This window comes from Erythrobacter sp. S227, assembly GCF_057364925.1.
Genome location: NZ_CP200280.1, coordinates 1,340,858 through 1,357,870, shown reverse-complemented (window position 1 = coordinate 1,357,870; position 17,013 = coordinate 1,340,858). Strand labels below are relative to the sequence as shown.

Here is a 17,013-nt window from a genome sequence, read left to right as displayed (position 1 = left end):
TTCCGATGACCACTCATAAGGGCCTTCAACTGGTTCAGCGCGACGAAGACGGCGTGGACACTGCCTTTCGCGAGGACGTTTTGCGCGGCCTTGCCCAAGAGCAAAAGGCAATCCCTGCGCGTTGGCTTTATGACGATGCAGGCTCGCAATTGTTCGAGGATATTACCCAGCTGCCGGAGTATTATCCCACGCGCGCCGAGACGCAAATTCTGAAAGACCAATCGGCAAGTTTTGCCGATATGATTGCGCCGGGTTGCGCGGTGGTGGAGTTTGGTTCGGGGTCTTCGGTCAAAACCCCGTTGTTGCTCTCTGCAATCGACCCTGCGGCTTACGTACCGCTCGATATATCGGGCGATTTTCTGCGGGCTTCAGCGGAGGAGTTGGCGGGCAAATTTCCCGGTCTACCGATCCATCCGGTCGAAGCGGACTTCATGCGGCAGGTCGAATTGCCGAGCGCGGTTGCAAGCCTTCCAAAGCTCGGCTTTTTCCCCGGCTCCACCATCGGCAATATGGTTGCGCGCACCGCTGTTGATCTCCTTCGCTCGATGCGGGAGACACTGGGCGAGGGGGCAAAGCTTCTTATCGGGATGGACCTCATCAAAGACGCCAAAATCCTCGAGGCTGCCTATGACGATGCAGCGGGTGTCACAGCGCAATTCAATTACAACCTTATCCGCCGGATCAATCGTGAGCTCGACGGAGATATCGATGTTGATGCGCTTGTCCATGAGGCGCGTTGGAATGACGAATACGCCCGGGTCGAGATGCATCTGGTGGCAAAGCGTGACCTGCAGTTCACTGTGGCCGGTAAGCCATTTGCGCTTGCCAAGGGTGAGAGCTTCCACACCGAAAACAGCCACAAGTTCAATCGCCGCACATCGTCCATGATGCTGCTTGCAGGGGGATGGGAGCCGCAGGCGCGTTGGCTTGACAGCAAGGAGCGTTTCTCCTTGATCCTTGCCGAAGCGCGCCCTAATCGCAGCGCTCCTTGAAGTCCTCTCGCCATGGTTGAAACCATTGCGTGATCTGCGCATTGAGCGGTCATGACTTCAAACAAAAGCGATATTCTTATCATCGGCGCCGGAATGGCGGGTCTCACTTGTGCAGGCGCGCTTGCAAAGGCGGGTCTTCGCGTATGCGTGCTGGATAAAGGACGCGGACCCGGTGGCCGGATGGCTGCGCGCCGTGCCGAGATTGCAGGCGAGACCGTCTCTTTTGACCATGGCGCACAATATTTCACTGCGCGCACTCCCGAATTTCAGGCGGTGGTCGCCGATTGGGAAGCACAAGGTGTCGTCGCCCGCTGGCCGGCCGCTGGCGACGAGGCCTTTGTCGGCACGCCCGGAATGAACGGCCCTATTCGCGCGATGGGTGTCGATGTGGATGTACGCTGGGGGACCCGCGCTTTGTCACTGAAACGTGGGCCGAGCGAATGGCATGTTGATGCAGGCGAGGAGAGTTTTAGAGCGAAAACAGTCCTGATCGCCGTGCCAGCAGAACAGGCGGCAGAATTGCTCCAAGAAGTCTCGCCCGAACTTGCGGGCATTCCGGCATCGGTTCGCTCCGAGCCATGCTGGGCAGTGATGGCGGCTTTTGGTGAGCGCCTTCCGATTGCACAAGACGGCCTGCGCGATCCCGATGCAGCGATCTCTTGGGCAGCGCGCAATTCTGCAAAGCCTGAGCGTGCCGGTGAAGAGTGCTGGGTCCTTCATGCGAGCCCAAAGCGCAGCCAGGAAATCATCGACCTTCCTAAAGAGGAGGCGGCGCAAGTCCTGCTCGCCGATTTCTTCGACCAGACCCGTGTATCCTCGATAAAGCCTCACCACTTGGTGGCTCACCGCTGGCTATACGCCATGCCCGCGGCGGTTGCAGGTGAACCAGCGAGATATGACGCAGGTTTGAGAATCGGCATAGCGGGCGATTACTTGCACAGCCCACGTGTTGAAGGCGCGTTTGTATCGGGCCTGACGCTTGCACAGCGCGTCATTCAAGAGAGCCCCTGAGCGGGGAGGTAACATTTTCGAATTGTAGGGTAAGTGGCTGGGGTGGCAGGGATCGAACCTGCGAATGCCGGTACCAAAAACCGGTGCCTTACCACTTGGCTACACCCCAGCAGGAAGGCGCGATATAGCGGGTCTTTCGCGGATTGGAAGAGGTGAATTCAAGAAATTACGCCGCCACCGCGCGCCGCCTCGAAAGTTCGGCCTCTGCCTCTGCAATGACGCGGCGGTTTATCCCGTAGAAGAACAAAGCTCCTGCCGCTGGAATAAGTATTCCTGCCGGAATGAATGCAAAGGCGATCTGAATGCCCATGAGCGCAGTCTCGCTCATTGGACCGTCAACGGTGAAGCCTGTCCACTCGAGGGTGACGCCGGGAATAAATGATCCAACCCCGATACCAGCCTTCACCCCGAACACCGAAGCTGCGATCACTAGAGCAGTCATCTGCCGCTTGGTTCTCCAGTCGATGAATTCGGCAATGTCGGTGAACATCGAATAGGAAAGGACCATCAAGAGACCAAAGCCAATTCCTATAGCGTATTGTATCGTTGTTTGAGGCCACACGGCATCCAGAGGCAGGGCGTAAAAGATCATGATAAATGCCGCCATCGAAAAGCCCGCCGCGATCAGCAGATGCGATTTTTCGATCCACCGCATGATGAAATTGCCAAGTACAACGCCTGACACCTGACCCAGAGCCAAAGCTGTCAGGAACAGGGCAGGTCGGTCAAAAAAGAGGAATACAGGGCTCCCGTCATCGCCTGCGACATATTTGAAGAAGAACGGCGCCGTGGCGGCGCGTGCGGCGATGGACGTAACGCCGAGGACGGCTGCGATCACGACGGCTATCCAGGGGCCAGTGCGCAAGAGTACGCCCAGGTCGCCTGCAACCGAGCCATTTTGCGGGGCCGGTGGAATGCGCTCTTTGGTGGTGGCAAAGGTGGTGAGTAGGCACCCGACCGATACTGCTGCGATGCAGGAGATAGTCAGGAGAAGTCCAAGCCTCTCATCCCCGCCGCCAAGCTCGCGCACCAGCGTCGTGCCCAGCGCGCCCACCAGAATGCCGCCTGATGCTGAAAAGAACATACGGAACGCGGTGACGCGGTTGCGCTGTTCCGATGAAGGTGAGATCACACCAAGCAATCCGCCATAGGGCACGTTCGCAACGGTGAAAGCGAGCATGCAGAGACTATAGGTCGCATAAGCCCAGATCAGCAGCGCAGTTCCGCCCATATCCTCGGGCGCGCTGAAGATGAGGACCATGCTGAGCCCGAGAGGGATCGATCCGAACAAGATATAAGGCCGGTACCGCCCCCAGCGCGTGCGGGTCCGGTCGGCGACCATGCCCATCATCGGATCGGTGAAGGCATCGATCAGCTTGGTGACAAGGAACATGACGCCAATGGCTGCTGGCGCGAGGCCGCCAAGATCAACGAAGAAATAAAGAAGATAAAAGCCGAAGAAATTGAGCATCAGGCCAGAGGCAAGGTCTCCCACGCCATATCCCAGCTTTTCGCCAAGGCCTACGCGCTCGTCTTTTTGGTGTTGCAGCGTGTCGGCCAAGTTACATGTCCCTCAATGCTCAAACGACAATGGGCCGGAAGCGGTTAAACTTCCAGCCCATTCGTCTGATCACAGGGTGCTTTGGTCTGCCACCTTCAATCAGAATGTGAAATCAAGGTTCTTGCCTTCGAAGTCAGCTGGTGAGTGGCGTTCGGCCAATTGCTGGTCCTCGTCGCCCCAAACCTTGTTCACAAGCCGCCCGCGCTGGACACCGGGCCGCTTGGCGATCTCGCGCGCCCAGCGCCCGACGTGCTCATAGTCTTCCTCGATCGAGAGGAAAGTCTTGGCATCGTTGTAGATCGTGCCGGCGAAGAATGGCGCGAGCCACGGGAAGTTTGCCATGTCGGCGATGGTGTATTCATCACCTGCGAGAAATTGCGTCTTGGCAAGCTGCTGGTTCGCCACGTCAAAGATACGCTTGGTTTCCATCGCATAACGGTTGATCGGATACTCGTATTTCTCCGGCGCATAAGCGTAAAAATGCCCAAAGCCGCCGCCGATGAAGGGGCCGGTGCCCACTTGCCAGAACAGCCAGCTAAGCGTCTCGGCGCGCGCCGCGGGGTCGCTGGGGAGGAACTCGCCGAACTTTTCCGCCAAATGCACAAGGATCGCGCCGCTTTCAAAAACGCGGATGTCTTTATCGCCGCTTGCATCGACGAGAGCCGGGATCTTCGAGTTGGGGTTCACATCGACAAAACCGCTGGTGAACTGGACGCCTTCGCCAATATTGATGGTGTAGGCGTCGTATTCTGCGCCCGCATGGCCCTTTTCGATCAGCTCCTCGAGCATGATCGTGACCTTCACCCCGTTGGGCGTGGCGAGCGAATAGAGCTGAAACGGATTGTCTCCGCGCGGCAGAGCTTTCTCTTCGCGCGCGCCAGCGGTGGAGCGATTGATGCTGGCAAAGCGGCCACCGCTCTCCGTGTCAGCGCTCCAGACGGCGGGAGGTGTGTAGGTTGGATCAGCCATATTCTCGTATCCTTATTCTCGGGGCAAGGCGCGTTCCTTGCCGCCGGTTATAGCGCAAGAGGTGGCGTGTTCTTGAGCTTGATGCAAGCGGGCCCCTACAAGCTTTCGCTGTCAGCGGGTAAAGCGCATCTTGTGCAGATGCTTGGAGCTTGGGCGGTTAGGCGCTAGGAGGCGCATATGGCTGAAAACGCGCACCCCTTTTACGATATGCACACCCACGGCATGGTTCGTGTGGCCACCGCAACCCCGCGTCATCGCACCGCAGATATTGCCTGCAACGTCGAAGGGATTTTGGCTGAGGCCAGGAAAGCTGCGGCGCAAAATGTCGACCTCGTCGTCTATCCTGAACTTTGCATCTCGTCTTATGCCATTGATGATCTGCTTTTGCAGAACGCGCTGCTTGATCAAAGCGAGGCAGCGATTGCGACTATCGCAGAGGCGAGTGCGGACTTGGCGCCTGTCCTCGTTGTGGGCGCGCCCTTGCGGCGTAACAACAAGCTCTACAATTGTGCCGTCGTTATCGCTGGCGGAGAGGTCCTGGGCGCGATCCCTAAGAGCTATCTCCCCAATTACCGCGAGTTTTACGAAAAGCGCCACTTTGCCCATGGCCGCAATTGCCAGGACTTGTGGATTGGCGTGAACGGCGAAGAAGTGCCCTTTGGCACTGACCTTGTCTTCTCGGCTTACAATCTGCCGGGTTTCACATTCGGGGTCGAGATTTGCGAAGACTTTTGGGCTCCCAATCCGCCCGGCACTCTGGCGGCGATGGCGGGCGCTTTGATCCTGTGCAATCTGTCCGCATCGCCGATCACCATCGGGCGTGCGGACGATCGCCATCTTCACTGCCGGTCAAGCTCTGCCCGCGCAATCTGCGCCTATGTCTATTCAGCCAGCGGTCACGGCGAGAGCACAACGGACCTTGCCTGGGACGGGCAGGGCGTTGTTTATGAAATGGGTGAGTTGCTTGCGCAAAGCACCCGCTTTGACCTCGATCCCGAACTTTGCGTGGTCGACGTGGACACTGACCGCATCGCGGGCGAACGGATGCGCAATCAGACGTTCTCGGATGCAGCAGAGGCGCATGGCCGCCCTGAAGATACCTTCCGCCGTGTGGTATTCGAACATGCCTATACTGCGGGTGATATCGGGCTGGAGCGGGCCTTGCGACGTTTCCCGTTCGTGCCGAACAACGCAAAGACTCTAGATGAAGATTGCTATGAGGCATTCAACATCCAGGTGGATGCTCTCATGCGCCGGATACAGGCGACGAGGGCAAAGAGCCTTGTGATCGGCATCTCAGGCGGGCTCGACAGCACCCATGCTTTGATCGTTGCGTGTAAGGCGTGCGATAGGCTGGGTCTGCCCCGCAGCACTGTGCGCGGCTACACCATGCCCGGTTTCGGCACCTCCGATGGCACCAAGTCGAACGCGTGGAAGCTGATGGAGGCCTTTGGCATCACCGCCGAAGAGATCGACATCAAACCGGCCGCGACCAAAATGCTCGAAGATATGGGCCACCCCTTTGCGAGCGGCGAGCCGCATTATGATGTGACCTTCGAGAATGTTCAGGCGGGCCTTCGCACCGATTACCTCTTCCGTCTTGCGGGCCAGCATTCGGGCTTTGTGGTCGGGACCGGAGACCTCAGCGAACTCGCGCTTGGCTGGTGCACCTATGGCGTGGGCGATCATATGAGCCATTACGGCGTCAATTCAGGGGTGCCAAAAACGCTGATCCGGTTCCTCATCCGTTGGACCGCCCAGACCAGGCAATTCAGCGATGAATGCGGCGAGATATTGCTGAGCGTCTACGATACCGTCATTTCGCCGGAGCTCATTCCTGCGGGCGAAGACGGCGCGTTGCAGGACACAGAGGCAAGCGTTGGCCCATATGAGCTCACCGACTTCTTCCTCCACCACTGCATCCGTTTCGGTCAACGGCCCGGCAAGATCGCTTTTCTTGCGTGGCACGCATGGCGCGATGCGTCGGCTGGTGCATGGCCAGAGGGTTTCCCGGAACATCGCAAGAATGACTATGACCTTGCCGAAATCGCCAAATGGCTTGAGCTGTTCCTGAAACGCTTCTTCGGCTTCTCGCAATTCAAACGCAGCGCCATTCCCAATGGTCCGAAAGTCTCTTCCGCAGGGGCGCTGAGCCCGCGAGGTGACTGGCGCGCTCCAAGCGATGCGGTGGCCGATGTGTGGTTGAAAGAGCTGAGCGACAGCCTCCCGAAGACTTAAGCAAAGCCAATAAAAAACCGGGAAGCTCGATAGCCTCCCGGTGTCCTTCGGTCCTTTCTGATGGTTGCGCCCTATCCGCGATCAAGCGAGAAACGTCCTGCACCAAAGGCAGCGACAGCGAACATTCCGCCCGCAATCGCGAGGTTCTTGAGGAACAGGGTCACCTCCATCTGCTGTGAAAAATCACTGTGGAAGATTACTGCGGTAAGCAGGGTAAAGACACCCATCGCAAGTCCAACCAGGCGCGCCTTAAAGCCGGCAGCGAGCATAAGGCCACCGATGATTTCCAAGGCTACCGTGCCAAAGTACACGACTTCGGGAAACGGCAATCCGACAGAGCTGATGTAACCGACTGTGCCCTCCATACCGCTGATCTTGTTGATCCCGGCAAGAATGAAAAGGGTGGCCAGCAGAAGCCTTGCGACAAGAGCCAGGGCATCTTGAGCGGTTGACGTGGCAGCGACGGTACTTGCGGACGTGTTCATGACTGATCTCCTTGAGCGCGTGATAGCTTATGCCACCAATTCAGCAATTTTTGCGTGAGCTGCAGCGATCTTGGCCTCGCCATCGCCGCCCATGATCCCGTCGGCAGCGATCACTTCGACTTGCGTGATGCCAATGAAGCCGAGGAAGAATTTGAGCCAGCTCGACATAAAGTCGATGTCCGAACCCACCGGCGTGCCGCCTGATGCAATGGTGATGTAGGCTTTCTTGCCTTCAAGCAGACCTTCGGGGCCATTCGGGGTGTATTGGAACGTTGTCCCGGCGCGCGCCACAAGGTCGGCCCATGCTTTTACGCTTGCGGGCGCACCAAAATTGTAGATCGGCGAGCTGATGACGATTGTGTCGGCTGCTTGCAGTTCGGCAATCAGAGTGTCCGCAATTGTGGCCAATTCGGTCTGTTCTGGGGTGCGTTCATCCGCCGGAGTAAGGCCTGCGTTAAAACGCTCCTCGCTTTGAAATGGCAGATCATTGGCGGCCAGATCGCGCCGGGTGACGGTTGCGCCTGACTTGGCCTTAAGCCCGGCGGTGAGCGCATTGCCCAGCTGGTTCGAGACACTTTCGTCGCCGCGGATGCTGGCGGTGATGTGAAGGATATTGGACATGGGAATTGTTCCTGATTGAGGATTTGAAAAAAGGGGTGGGGCCGATCTTGGAGAGAGAGGGGGAAAGGATCGGCCCCGAGGGATGCTTTAGGCTGCGTCTACAAGGACAACTTCGCTGTCTTCGAGCGCTGTGACGGTCACCGTTTCAAGGCCGGTGATCGCTACGCCGTCGCGTGCTTTTGCTTCGACAGTGTCGATGCGAACCTTGCCTTGTGCAGGGACGAGGTAGAGGTGGCGGGAGGCATCGGCGACGTCATAGGTGACGCTTGTCCCGGCCTTGATGGTTGCTCCCAAGACCTTTGCATCGGTGCGGATGGGGAGCGCGCCCCCATCATTTTCAGGGTTATCGTTTGCAGAACCACTTGCGAGGGTCACAAATGCTCCGGCACGCTCACCCTTCGGGAAGCCTCGCGCACCCCAGCTTGGTGTGCCGCCGCGGGTCTCTGGAATGATCCAGATTTGGAAGATCTGGGTGTCTTCGTCCTCGCGGTTGTATTCGGAGTGCTGAATGCCGGTGCCAGCGCTCATCACCTGAACATCGCCCGCTTCGGTGCGGCCTTCATTGCCCTGACTATCGCGGTGGGTGATTGCCCCTTTGCGAACATAGGTGATGATTTCCATGTCCGAATGGGGATGTGTTGGAAAGCCCGTACCTGGGGCAATGATGTCATCATTCCAGACCCGAAGAGAGCCCCAATTCACCCGTGCAGGGTCATGGTAGCCTGCGAATGCAAAGTGGTGATGCGCGTCAAGCCAGCCGTGGTTTGCACCGCCGAGGCTTTCAAAAGGGCGCAGTTCGATGATTGGTTTGGTTTCGTTCGTGCTCATGATCTTTCTCCTGCTCTTGGCAAAGCGTCTTGCGGTTCTCGCGAGGCGTCTTTGCTTTGTTGAAAAGAGAGATAGGCGGATTCTAACAATCGGATTAGTGCGATAAAACTTGCCATAATGTTCAGAATATCCGAACATATTCGCGATGAAGCTCGGCGATCCCAGTCTCGACCATTTGCGCATTTTCCTGGCCGTCGTGGAAGAAGGCAGCTTTGGCGGTGCAGGGCGGCGGATGAACCGTGCGGTATCGGCAATCAGCTATGGCATTGCGCAGTTGGAGATGCAGTTGGCGGTGACGCTTTTCGACCGCGAAGGCTCTCGAAAACCGGTTCTGACCAAGGCTGGCGAGGGATTGCTTGCCGAAGCGCGCCATGTGGCCGATGGGGTGGACAGGCTGCTTGCCAAAACGCGGTCGCTCCATGCCGGGCTTGAAAGCAATCTTGCGATTGTCATTGACGTCATGGTGCCGGGCGAGGTGACCGCCGATGTGCTTGCCCGTTTTCGCGAGCGATATCCGACCGTGGCGCTACGCCTGCGGGTCGAAGGGCTGGGCGCGGTTGCCGAATGCCTGTTCGACGAGGGCGCGCAGCTGGCAATTGGCGGGCCCGTTGTTGGCGAAGACCCCCAATTGGAACGCCAGGCCATTGGCGAGATTGAGCTAATCCCCGTTGCCGCGCCGGCCCATCCCCTTAGCAGCCACGCGATTGCTCCGGGCGAAAGCCGAAAACACTTACAATTGGTGCTCTCCGATCGCTCTACTCGCACGCAAGGGAGGGAGTTTTCGGTGTTGAGCCCGCTGACCTGGCGTCTGGGCGATTTGGCGGCTAAGCATTCGTTGCTGAGACAGGGCCTTGGCTGGGGCAATATGCCGCGCGAGATGGTAGCGCGTGATTTGGAAGAGGGGCGTTTGGTTGAGCTCGATCTGCCCGAAAAACCGGGCGATCAATACACTCTGTTTGCCTTGTGGCGACGCGACACCTTGCTTGGCCCGGCGACAAGCTGGCTGATCGATGCGTTCCGCGATGCATTCCAGGTTTAAGCGACCTGTGTCCTTGGCCGGCGCAGCCATTGCAGTGCGTCGGCTCGATTTTCAAAGAATTCGCAATTGATCCCTTGATTGAGACGTTTGTACTGCATCTTCATGAGAGCTGACCCACCCACAATTGCGGTGCGTTCTGTACCAAGTTTGGCGCTTTCGCTGACGACGAGATGGATCGCTTCGGAAATTTCGCGCGTCTGTGTCACGAATTTGCTCATGTCGCCTAGCGCATGAATGGTACGACCTGCCTCGAAGAGCGGCTTTGATTTCGCAAGCAATTCACTTTGGAATTTCAGCATAGTGGCCATATCCCAGAGGCCGCTAACGCAGAAATGAACTTCGCCCCGCTCGATATAGGCATCTATTGAAAAATGAGGGTCAAGGTCTTGCATCAGGTCTGCATAATGCAAACTGGTAAATTGCTTATGAATTATACGCCTTCGCGTCCGAACGTGGTCGGTTCATCTGCTGCTTTCCACGGAGAGAACTTGGGCATGATGCTTTTGAAGAGGTCAGAGGCCAGATGCGCCTCGAGCCAAGGGTGGAGATGCGGCAATTCCTGCGCATCGAACCAATCGCGCTTGTGGTTCGCAAATTGGCGGATGAAGGGGAAGAGCGCGATGTCGGCGAGGGTGCGCCTGGAACCGCACATTTGGCCATTCTGGGCGAGGCGTGCGTCCCAGTTTTTCAGAATTTTGAGACCCTCGGCTTGGTGATCGACGTCTCCGAAGCCCTCTTGGTGCTCATAGCGATTGGGGTATTTGTAGCGGTCGAGGTGATGCTTGAAGGGGCCATCGGCCTCAGCGATCAGGTCCGCGTCATCGCCTTCAAGCCAACCTTCGGGGTCATTCTGCGAGAGCGCCCAACGGGCCACCGCGATGCTTTCGTCGATGACGGTACCATCGTCTAGGACTAGCACCGGCACGGTCGCCTTGGGGCTCGCTTCGATTAACTCAGGCGGCTTGTTCGCAAGCTTCACCTCGCGAAGCTCCACCGTAATCCCCGCAATCCAAAGTCCCATGCGCGCGCGCATTGCATAGGGGCAGCGGCGGAAGGAGTAGAGGATGGGAGGCTGGCTCATTTCGCTTTGGCGGCGCGTTCTTTTTCAAGCTCGCGTTGGCGTTGGCGCTCGGCATAGCGGGCGCGCTGGGCCTCGCTCTTTTCATCGTAGCAATAGGGGCACGAGACCCCTTCGGCATAATGATCGTGCGCCATATCTTCATCGGTGATCGGGCGGCGGCAGGCACGGCACAGGTGATAGTCGCCTTCTTCAAGCCCGTGTTTGACCGTCACGCGCTCATCGAAAACGAAGCAGTCGCCGTGCCACTTGCTCTCCTCTTCCGGTACGGTTTCGAGATATTTGAGGATGCCCCCCTTGAGGTGATAAACCTCGTCCACGCCTTCACCGCGCAGGAAACTGGTCGATTTCTCACAGCGGATGCCGCCGGTGCAGAACATCGCGACTTTTTTCTTGCCTTCGAGCAATTCATCGCGGTTGTTGCGAAACCACTTGGGGAACTCGCGGAAAGAGGTGGTCTCAGGGTCCACCGCGCCCTCAAAAGTGCCTACGGCGACCTCATAGTCATTGCGTGTGTCGATCACGATGGTGTCGGGGTCGGAGATGAGGTCGTTCCAATCCTCCGGCGCAACATAGCGGCCAACACTCTCGCGCGGGTCGACGCTGGGCTCACCCATGGTGACGATCTCGCGCTTCAGCCGCACTTTCATACGGGCGAAGGGGGCTTCCGACGCGTAGGAGAATTTGACCTCAGTATCAGCGCATCCGGGAATAGAGCGGATATGGTCAAGCACCGCGCCAATTGCATTGTCGGTGCCTGCGATGGTGCCGTTGATCCCCTCATGCGCGAGCAGGAGCGTGCCCTTGGTCCCCGCCTCTTCGCAGATCGCAAGCAACGGCTCGCGGATCGCCGCCGGGTCTTCAAACGGCGTGAAGCAGTAAAGGGCTGCGACTTGGTAGGAGCTAGTTGGCATCTTGTTTCTCGGTTTCATTGCAGGGGTCCGGCAGTAATTTGATGCTCAAACCTTTTCGCTCGACCTTAATCTTGTCTCCCACTTTGCAACTCATTCCAATCTCGGCTGTAGTTCGTCCAGTAAACTCGTGTCCTTGCTGATCAACTGTTCTAACCAGTGGAGCCCCACTTCCATAATCTGCGGTCACAAAGAAACCCGTTACAGTATGAACCTCTCGCTGCCCCTCCTCGCGTGCGGAGGATTGATGCAAACTGAAGCCCCAAATTACCGTTGCAGCCAGTCCTAAAAGCAAAAGAACTAGGGGTAAGTTTTGCCTGAACCGCTCGACCTTTGAGGGTTTAAACGGATCAGCCATAGCTCAAACCCGCATCACCCAGCCGTGCTGGTCTTCGATCCGACCGTTCTGCACGCCTACCAGCTGCTCGCGCATTTTCTGGGCCATTTGGCCGATGCCGCCGGTGCCGATGGTGAACTCGCCCGAAGGGGAGGCCACCGTGCCAACCGGGGTAACCACCGCTGCTGTACCGCAAGCCAGCGTCTCCAAGAGCTCTCCGCTCTCCGCTTCCTCGCGCCATTGTGTGATCGAATAGGGTTCTTCGCACACCTCTAGGCCCTCTTCGCGCAGCATGGCGATGAGGCTGTCGCGGGTGATGCCGGGAAGGATCGTGCCGGTGAGCGGAGGCGTGATGACCGAGCCGTCGCGGCGGATGAAGAACAGGTTCATGCCGCCAAGCTCCTCGACCCATTTATGCTCCACCGCATCGAGGAACACCACTTGGTCGCAGCCGTTTGCAATCGCCTCTGCTTGGGGGACGAGGGAGGCGGCGTAATTGCCGCCGGTTTTGGCAGCGCCCGTGCCTCCCGGAGCCGCGCGCACGTAGTCCTGGCTCACCCAGATTTTGACCGGGTTCACGCCGCCTTTGAAATAGTTGCCGCTGGACACGAGGATTACGACAAATTTGTACTGGGTTGCAGGACGCACGCCGAGGAAGGCCTCGGAGGCGAACATAAAGGGCCGGATGTAGAGCGAGCCGCCATCCACCGGCGGCATCCATGCAGCGTCCTTCTGGACCAGCAATTTGACCGCATCGAGAAACAACTCTTCTGGTATCTCCGGCATCGCCATGCGGCGCGCGCTGGCGTTAAAACGCTGGGCATTCGCCTCTGGCCGGAACATCGAGAGGCCGCCGTCTGCGTGCGGGAAAGCCTTCATCCCTTCAAAAATTTCCTGCGCGTAGTGGAGCACGCTTGCTGCGGGATCGAGCGCGATGGGTTCACGCGGGCCGATGCTCGCCTGATACCAGCCGCCTTTAGCGGCATCATAGTCAATAACGACCATGTGGTCGGTGAAGACTGTCCCGAAGCCGGGATCTTGAATAGCGGCAATGCGGTCCGCGTCAGGCGAGGGCGAGGGGTGTGGGATTGTCGTGAATTGCATGGTGACGGCAGATAATGCGCACTTGCAATGCAATCAAACGAAAAGGGCAAATGAAAAGAGCCAGACTTCGCACGCCAAGAAAACGTGGGGAAGTCTGGCCCTTTCATGGTCAGCGGCGGTAAGCGCCGCTCACGATGCCTTACTCAGGTAATAAATTACCGAATATGCCTCGTGCGGAAACTTGCCGACCTCTCTACTGAACCATGAGACATCGGATCACCTCCTTTCGCGCTAGTAAGCCAAGACTCCAGCCGATCACCGGGGGGAGCCGAGAGCCGCGTGTGCCGCTGGCCTCGTCACTATATGTGAATCACGAGCGCGGTCTTCGCAAGACTTGAAAATATCTTTTCCCACGTCATACTCACGCGCCGTTGCTCATGTGGGAGAGTACAAAGCGCCCAAGGATTTCCGAGGGCGCTTTTTGATTCAGGCCTCAAGCGGCGCGCGCCTGTGGACGCTACGTGCACAAGCCTGTGGATATTAATGTATAGAATTGGGAAAACCGGTCAGCGGCAATCCTCGATCACCCGGCTGATTTCCGGCCATGCGGGCATGTGCAGTGGTTGGTGGCCTTCCATCTCTACGGCAAAGCGGCCCTTTGTGATCGCCATGGCGTCGAGCAGGGGCGCATCGACCGGTAGTTCGACAGCGGCATATCGCCCGCTGTGCGAGAGGGTTTCGAAGCTCTCGTCCCTCGTCTCGGTCACAATTCGCATCGTGGGCGAGCGTTCAAACCTGCCGGGTCTGATAAGACGCACTGCGCGATTGGTGAGATCACAGACGATCATGAACGACCGGCGGTCTGGATCATTGCCAAAGCTTGCCTGTGTCGCCTCGAAACGCGGGGCGACCGGATCATCCCCACCTGCAAAGAAATTGGACGAAGCAAATGGCCCGTCATAACGCCAGTCACCTACTGTCTGTGGGGCATCGAGATAGCTTTCATAATCCGGTCGGTTGCCGGTATCGCTGCTAACTGAGCTTGGCTGTGAGGGGGCCGCTTCGGCCTTCGATGGTTCTACCCTTGTCGCTGCAAAGACAGCGAGGCCGCAGGTGAGCACCAGTCCGCCAGCAAGGGTGAGGGACGTCGCTTTCATTCCGGTTTAACGGCAATCCTCAATAACGCGTGTGACTTCGGCCCATGCGGGCAGGTAGAGCGTGCGCTCACCCTCAACCCCGACAGCAAACCGCCCCTTTGTAATCGCCATCGCGTCAAGCAGCGGGTCGCTGGGTGACAGATATGCAGCAACCAGTCGCCCAGTGTCCGTAACCGGCTCAAGCGTCAGGGTGCGCTTTGTTGTTTCCGTGCTTATCTCCATCACGCGCGGCGGTGACGATGCCTCTTCGCCGACGCGGCCAAGTCCGATTTGACGGGATGATTTATCGCAGCGGATGATAAAACGGTACGCATCACCCACACCGTAAAGGGCAAGAGTTTCGCCTGCGTCATTGGCATAACTCCACGTGCCCGGCGTTTGCGGCGCGTCGAGATAGTTCTCGAAAACGGGTTCACGAACGATCGGAGGAGGCGTGGGAGCAGGCGGTGGAGCGGGCCGGGCTACAGGTGCAGGAGCGGATGTAGGCGCAATGATCGGCGGGGGCAGGTCGGGTCCTCCAACACAGGCGATAATACCAAATGTAAGCGCGAGCGCGCCAGCGGCTTTGAAGTAGACAGCTTTCATGCCGCTTAAATGCGCGCTAACGCCTTTCACGTCTATGACTAAAGCGACAAAATCACCCAAATCCCCTAAGAAGGCGCGCGTGGATCACCTGCTGGTTGAACGCGGCCTTGCCGAAAGCCGGACGCGTGCTCAAGCGCTGGTGATGGCGGGCCTTGTGTTTGCAGGCGAGACCAAGATTGCAAAGCCGGGGCAGCAGATTGCGAGCGATGCTGAGCTTGATGTCAGAGGGCGCGATCATCCTTGGGTGAGCCGCGGTGGGATCAAACTGGCGCACGCGATCGAGCACTTCGGACTTGATGTCTCAGGCGCGGTCGCGATGGATATTGGCAGCTCCACCGGTGGCTTTACCGATGTGATGTTGCAGGGCGGGGCGGCGCACGTCTTCGCTGTGGATTCGGGCACCAATCAGCTCGCCTGGAAATTGCGCCAGGATGAGCGTGTGACCGTTCTCGAACAAACCAGCGCGCGTATCCTTACCCGCGATCACATTACACAGGACTGTAATCTGGTGGTGTGTGATGCGAGCTTCATCGGACTTTCCAAAGTGCTGGAGCGACCGCTTGAACTGGCGGCGCGGCAGTGCCGACTTGTGGCGCTTATCAAACCTCAGTTTGAGGTGGAAAAGCACGAGGTCGGCAAAGGCGGAGTGGTACGAGACAGCACGCTACACGAACGCGTATGCGGAGAAGTTCGCGATTGGTTAGAGGGACTTGACTGGCACATTGAAGGTATTGTGCAAAGCCCGATTACCGGCCCTCAAGGCAATGTGGAATTCCTGATCTCCGCAACGCGCAGCTGACGCATCATTCAAGATCAAGCGAGCTCAGCTTTGCGTCGAGATCAATCGGGATCTGGCTCAAAACTTCAACGCCGCTTTCCTTGGTGTAGGCATCATCACCAAACTCGGCGACAAGCTCTTCGTGGCGTGCGTCACGTTCGCGCAGGAGATCTGCGATTTCCTCGCGGTAAAGCGCTACCATTGCCGTGACGAAGCGATTGACGAGATCGTCTTCCTTCGTGTGGTCGACGTCAAAATCAGGCAAATGTTCGATCATTACATCGGCGGGATAAAGAAATTCATTAGTCACAAACCGGTTCACGGTGAACCAGCTGCGCGGGATGCCGTTGGTGTCGATCGATAACCCGATCAAATGGGTGACGTGCGCGCGTGCATCCTCGCCCTGGGGTGGCCACACCTTTGGCTCCAGACCTTCGGGCAATTGCGTGCGGTGCAGGAACAGGTGAAAGTGTCCGTGCTCGTCCTTGTCGCGGTTTCCAGGGGCATGCACGTGATAATACCAACGCGCCTTGCAGAATTTATCGCGCGCATCGTTTTTTGGATAATGCGTCCAGAATGTCGCGCCATCCTCTGGCACAACGCGCAGCATCAGTGGCTTTTGTTCCTGAGCCATCTGCGTAATCGTTTCGATCACGATAAGAGCAGCGTCTTTGGCGCTTAGAGGCGGTTTGGTAACGGTCGCGGTGTTCATATTGGCAGGTACTAACAAGCCAGAGCTAAAGTTACAGTTACAATCTGCATTCGTGGCGGCACATGGGCCCAAAAATATGGCCCAGATGCAAAACGACCGGCGGCAACAAATGTTGCCACCGGTCGAATTGAAACGCGTTATGCCCAGTAACTTAGGGCGCGCGTTAGCTTATGCAGCTTCGCAGGCAGCGCCTTCACAAGCAGCTTCACATGCAGCGCCTTCACAAGCAGCTTCACATGCAGCGCCTTCGCACGCAGCTTCACAGCCAGCGCCTTCACATGCAGCACCGCAAGCAGCGCCTTCACATGCAACTTCTTCAACCGAAGTTTCGTCAGCAGCTGTATCAGCTTCTTCAGCAGGAGCCGAGCAAGCAGCAGTTGCAAGTGCCAGACCGCCAGAAACAGCGAGCAGCGAAGCAAAGTTGGTCTTTTTCATCAAATGTTCCCCTCAAGTGAGACATGAGGCCCGAAAGGCCAGTCCCAGTTGGTACCTGGAGCGCGAGGATAATTCCGTGCCGCAGCGCCCCGAATCACGGCAAGAATGTGGCGACGCTATCACAATATGACAAAAGCGCGAGGGGTCTTCTTACGAAATGTGGCAAAATCTTGACCTTATTCGTTCAAACGTGCCCCCGTGACGGCAGGGCCCAATTAAGGACGGCCGGGGT

At 57.7% G+C, this 17,013-nt stretch carries 19 protein-coding genes and 1 tRNA gene; 5 read left to right on the top strand and 15 right to left on the bottom strand.

Going from position 1 to position 17,013, the window contains the following annotated elements; genetic code table 11:
• The first annotated feature begins 5 nt into the window (after window positions 1–5).
• Both egtD and AC0V6Q_RS06570 read left to right on the top strand, forming a co-directional pair.
• Window positions 6–992 (top strand): L-histidine N(alpha)-methyltransferase, encoded by a 987-nt coding sequence (gene egtD, locus AC0V6Q_RS06575; RefSeq protein ID WP_486167597.1) that lies wholly within the window; start codon window positions 6–8, stop codon window positions 990–992.
• A 51-nt stretch (window positions 993–1,043) separates the two neighbouring features.
• Window positions 1,044–2,003: an NAD(P)/FAD-dependent oxidoreductase gene (locus tag AC0V6Q_RS06570; protein WP_486167596.1), complete on the top strand. Its 960-nt coding sequence runs from the start codon at window positions 1,044–1,046 to the stop codon at window positions 2,001–2,003.
• Between the two features lie 34 nt (window positions 2,004–2,037).
• Here the strand turns inward: AC0V6Q_RS06570 and AC0V6Q_RS06565 are convergent.
• The 3 genes from AC0V6Q_RS06565 to yghU form a co-directional block, all read right to left on the bottom strand.
• A tRNA-Gln gene (locus AC0V6Q_RS06565) sits at window positions 2,038–2,112 on the bottom strand.
• 57 nt (window positions 2,113–2,169) lie between these two features.
• Window positions 2,170–3,564 carry an MFS transporter gene (locus AC0V6Q_RS06560; protein WP_486167595.1) on the bottom strand — a complete coding sequence of 465 codons (1,395 nt, stop codon included), beginning with the start codon at window positions 3,562–3,564 and terminating at the stop codon, window positions 2,170–2,172.
• 99 nt (window positions 3,565–3,663) lie between these two features.
• On the bottom strand, window positions 3,664–4,533 hold the full coding sequence (gene yghU, locus AC0V6Q_RS06555) for a glutathione-dependent disulfide-bond oxidoreductase (RefSeq protein WP_486167594.1): 870 nt from the start codon (window positions 4,531–4,533) through the stop codon (window positions 3,664–3,666).
• Window positions 4,534–4,710: 177 nt separating this feature from the next.
• Here yghU and AC0V6Q_RS06550 point away from each other — a divergent pair, with 177 nt between their 5' ends.
• Window positions 4,711–6,771 (top strand): NAD(+) synthase, encoded by a 2,061-nt coding sequence (locus tag AC0V6Q_RS06550; RefSeq protein WP_486167593.1) that lies wholly within the window; start codon window positions 4,711–4,713, stop codon window positions 6,769–6,771.
• Window positions 6,772–6,842: 71 nt separating this feature from the next.
• On the opposite strand, the gene AC0V6Q_RS06545 is transcribed toward AC0V6Q_RS06550, so the two are convergent.
• From AC0V6Q_RS06545 to AC0V6Q_RS06535, 3 genes are all read right to left on the bottom strand, one after another.
• Window positions 6,843–7,256 carry a DoxX family protein gene (locus AC0V6Q_RS06545; protein ID WP_486167592.1) on the bottom strand — a complete coding sequence of 138 codons (414 nt, stop codon included), beginning with the start codon at window positions 7,254–7,256 and terminating at the stop codon, window positions 6,843–6,845.
• A 27-nt stretch (window positions 7,257–7,283) separates the two neighbouring features.
• Window positions 7,284–7,877, bottom strand: a complete 594-nt coding sequence (locus AC0V6Q_RS06540) for an FMN-dependent NADH-azoreductase (RefSeq protein WP_486167591.1) — start codon at window positions 7,875–7,877, stop codon at window positions 7,284–7,286.
• A gap of 87 nt (window positions 7,878–7,964) precedes the next feature.
• Window positions 7,965–8,681: a pirin family protein gene (locus tag AC0V6Q_RS06535; RefSeq protein ID WP_486169266.1), complete on the bottom strand. Its 717-nt coding sequence runs from the start codon at window positions 8,679–8,681 to the stop codon at window positions 7,965–7,967.
• A gap of 169 nt (window positions 8,682–8,850) precedes the next feature.
• On the opposite strand from AC0V6Q_RS06535, the gene AC0V6Q_RS06530 reads away from it, so the two are divergent.
• Window positions 8,851–9,744 (top strand): LysR family transcriptional regulator, encoded by an 894-nt coding sequence (locus tag AC0V6Q_RS06530; protein ID WP_486167590.1) that lies wholly within the window; start codon window positions 8,851–8,853, stop codon window positions 9,742–9,744.
• On the opposite strand, the gene AC0V6Q_RS06525 is transcribed toward AC0V6Q_RS06530, so the two are convergent.
• From AC0V6Q_RS06525 to AC0V6Q_RS06495, 7 genes are all read right to left on the bottom strand, one after another.
• Entirely contained in the window at window positions 9,741–10,043 is a 303-nt protein-coding gene (locus AC0V6Q_RS06525) for a hypothetical protein (protein WP_486167589.1), read from the bottom strand. The two genes, AC0V6Q_RS06530 and AC0V6Q_RS06525, sit on opposite strands and share 4 nt — an antisense overlap.
• Before the next feature lie 131 nt (window positions 10,044–10,174).
• The gene (locus AC0V6Q_RS06520) at window positions 10,175–10,825 is read right to left on the bottom strand and encodes a glutathione S-transferase (protein WP_486167588.1); all 651 of its coding nucleotides are present in this window, start codon (window positions 10,823–10,825) and stop codon (window positions 10,175–10,177) included.
• Window positions 10,822–11,736 carry an oxygen-dependent tRNA uridine(34) hydroxylase TrhO gene (gene trhO, locus AC0V6Q_RS06515; RefSeq protein ID WP_486167587.1) on the bottom strand — a complete coding sequence of 305 codons (915 nt, stop codon included), beginning with the start codon at window positions 11,734–11,736 and terminating at the stop codon, window positions 10,822–10,824. Before trhO ends, AC0V6Q_RS06520 begins: the two co-directional genes overlap by 4 nt.
• The gene (locus AC0V6Q_RS06510; RefSeq protein ID WP_486167586.1) at window positions 11,726–12,091 is read right to left on the bottom strand and encodes a hypothetical protein; all 366 of its coding nucleotides are present in this window, start codon (window positions 12,089–12,091) and stop codon (window positions 11,726–11,728) included. Before AC0V6Q_RS06510 ends, trhO begins: the two co-directional genes overlap by 11 nt.
• Before the next feature lie 3 nt (window positions 12,092–12,094).
• Window positions 12,095–13,174 (bottom strand): branched-chain amino acid aminotransferase, encoded by a 1,080-nt coding sequence (locus AC0V6Q_RS06505; protein ID WP_486167585.1) that lies wholly within the window; start codon window positions 13,172–13,174, stop codon window positions 12,095–12,097.
• Window positions 13,175–13,680: 506 nt separating this feature from the next.
• On the bottom strand, window positions 13,681–14,271 hold the full coding sequence (locus AC0V6Q_RS06500) for a hypothetical protein (RefSeq protein WP_486167584.1): 591 nt from the start codon (window positions 14,269–14,271) through the stop codon (window positions 13,681–13,683).
• Window positions 14,272–14,277: 6 nt separating this feature from the next.
• Window positions 14,278–14,856, bottom strand: a complete 579-nt coding sequence (locus tag AC0V6Q_RS06495; RefSeq protein WP_486167583.1) for a hypothetical protein — start codon at window positions 14,854–14,856, stop codon at window positions 14,278–14,280.
• A 34-nt stretch (window positions 14,857–14,890) separates the two neighbouring features.
• On the opposite strand from AC0V6Q_RS06495, the gene AC0V6Q_RS06490 reads away from it, so the two are divergent.
• The gene (locus AC0V6Q_RS06490; RefSeq protein ID WP_486167582.1) at window positions 14,891–15,655 is read left to right on the top strand and encodes a TlyA family RNA methyltransferase; all 765 of its coding nucleotides are present in this window, start codon (window positions 14,891–14,893) and stop codon (window positions 15,653–15,655) included.
• Window positions 15,656–15,659: 4 nt separating this feature from the next.
• On the opposite strand, the gene AC0V6Q_RS06485 is transcribed toward AC0V6Q_RS06490, so the two are convergent.
• The gene (locus AC0V6Q_RS06485; RefSeq protein WP_486167581.1) at window positions 15,660–16,346 is read right to left on the bottom strand and encodes a DUF6969 family protein; all 687 of its coding nucleotides are present in this window, start codon (window positions 16,344–16,346) and stop codon (window positions 15,660–15,662) included.
• A 137-nt stretch (window positions 16,347–16,483) separates the two neighbouring features.
• Window positions 16,484–16,765 carry a hypothetical protein gene (locus AC0V6Q_RS06480; protein WP_486167580.1) on the bottom strand — a complete coding sequence of 94 codons (282 nt, stop codon included), beginning with the start codon at window positions 16,763–16,765 and terminating at the stop codon, window positions 16,484–16,486.
• Window positions 16,766–17,013: the final 248 nt, after the last annotated feature.

Bases quoted from the DNA above. Each gene is read 5' to 3' on its own strand.
- egtD (WP_486167597.1), top strand. From the start codon at position 6: ATGACCACTCATAAGGGCCTTCAACTGGTTCAGCGCGACGAAGACGGC.
- AC0V6Q_RS06570 (WP_486167596.1), top strand. From the start codon at position 1,044: ATGACTTCAAACAAAAGCGATATTCTTATCATCGGCGCCGGAATGGCG.
- yghU (WP_486167594.1), bottom strand. From the start codon at position 4,533: ATGGCTGATCCAACCTACACACCTCCCGCCGTCTGGAGCGCTGACACG.
- AC0V6Q_RS06550 (WP_486167593.1), top strand. From the start codon at position 4,711: ATGGCTGAAAACGCGCACCCCTTTTACGATATGCACACCCACGGCATG.
- AC0V6Q_RS06545 (WP_486167592.1), bottom strand. From the start codon at position 7,256: ATGAACACGTCCGCAAGTACCGTCGCTGCCACGTCAACCGCTCAAGAT.
- AC0V6Q_RS06540 (WP_486167591.1), bottom strand. From the start codon at position 7,877: ATGTCCAATATCCTTCACATCACCGCCAGCATCCGCGGCGACGAAAGT.
- AC0V6Q_RS06530 (WP_486167590.1), top strand. From the start codon at position 8,851: ATGAAGCTCGGCGATCCCAGTCTCGACCATTTGCGCATTTTCCTGGCC.
- AC0V6Q_RS06525 (WP_486167589.1), bottom strand. From the start codon at position 10,043: ATGCTGAAATTCCAAAGTGAATTGCTTGCGAAATCAAAGCCGCTCTTC.
- AC0V6Q_RS06520 (WP_486167588.1), bottom strand. From the start codon at position 10,825: ATGAGCCAGCCTCCCATCCTCTACTCCTTCCGCCGCTGCCCCTATGCA.
- trhO (WP_486167587.1), bottom strand. From the start codon at position 11,736: ATGCCAACTAGCTCCTACCAAGTCGCAGCCCTTTACTGCTTCACGCCG.
- AC0V6Q_RS06510 (WP_486167586.1), bottom strand. From the start codon at position 12,091: ATGGCTGATCCGTTTAAACCCTCAAAGGTCGAGCGGTTCAGGCAAAAC.
- AC0V6Q_RS06505 (WP_486167585.1), bottom strand. From the start codon at position 13,174: ATGCAATTCACGACAATCCCACACCCCTCGCCCTCGCCTGACGCGGAC.
- AC0V6Q_RS06500 (WP_486167584.1), bottom strand. From the start codon at position 14,271: ATGAAAGCGACGTCCCTCACCCTTGCTGGCGGACTGGTGCTCACCTGC.
- AC0V6Q_RS06495 (WP_486167583.1), bottom strand. From the start codon at position 14,856: ATGAAAGCTGTCTACTTCAAAGCCGCTGGCGCGCTCGCGCTTACATTT.
- AC0V6Q_RS06490 (WP_486167582.1), top strand. From the start codon at position 14,891: ATGACTAAAGCGACAAAATCACCCAAATCCCCTAAGAAGGCGCGCGTG.
- AC0V6Q_RS06485 (WP_486167581.1), bottom strand. From the start codon at position 16,346: ATGAACACCGCGACCGTTACCAAACCGCCTCTAAGCGCCAAAGACGCT.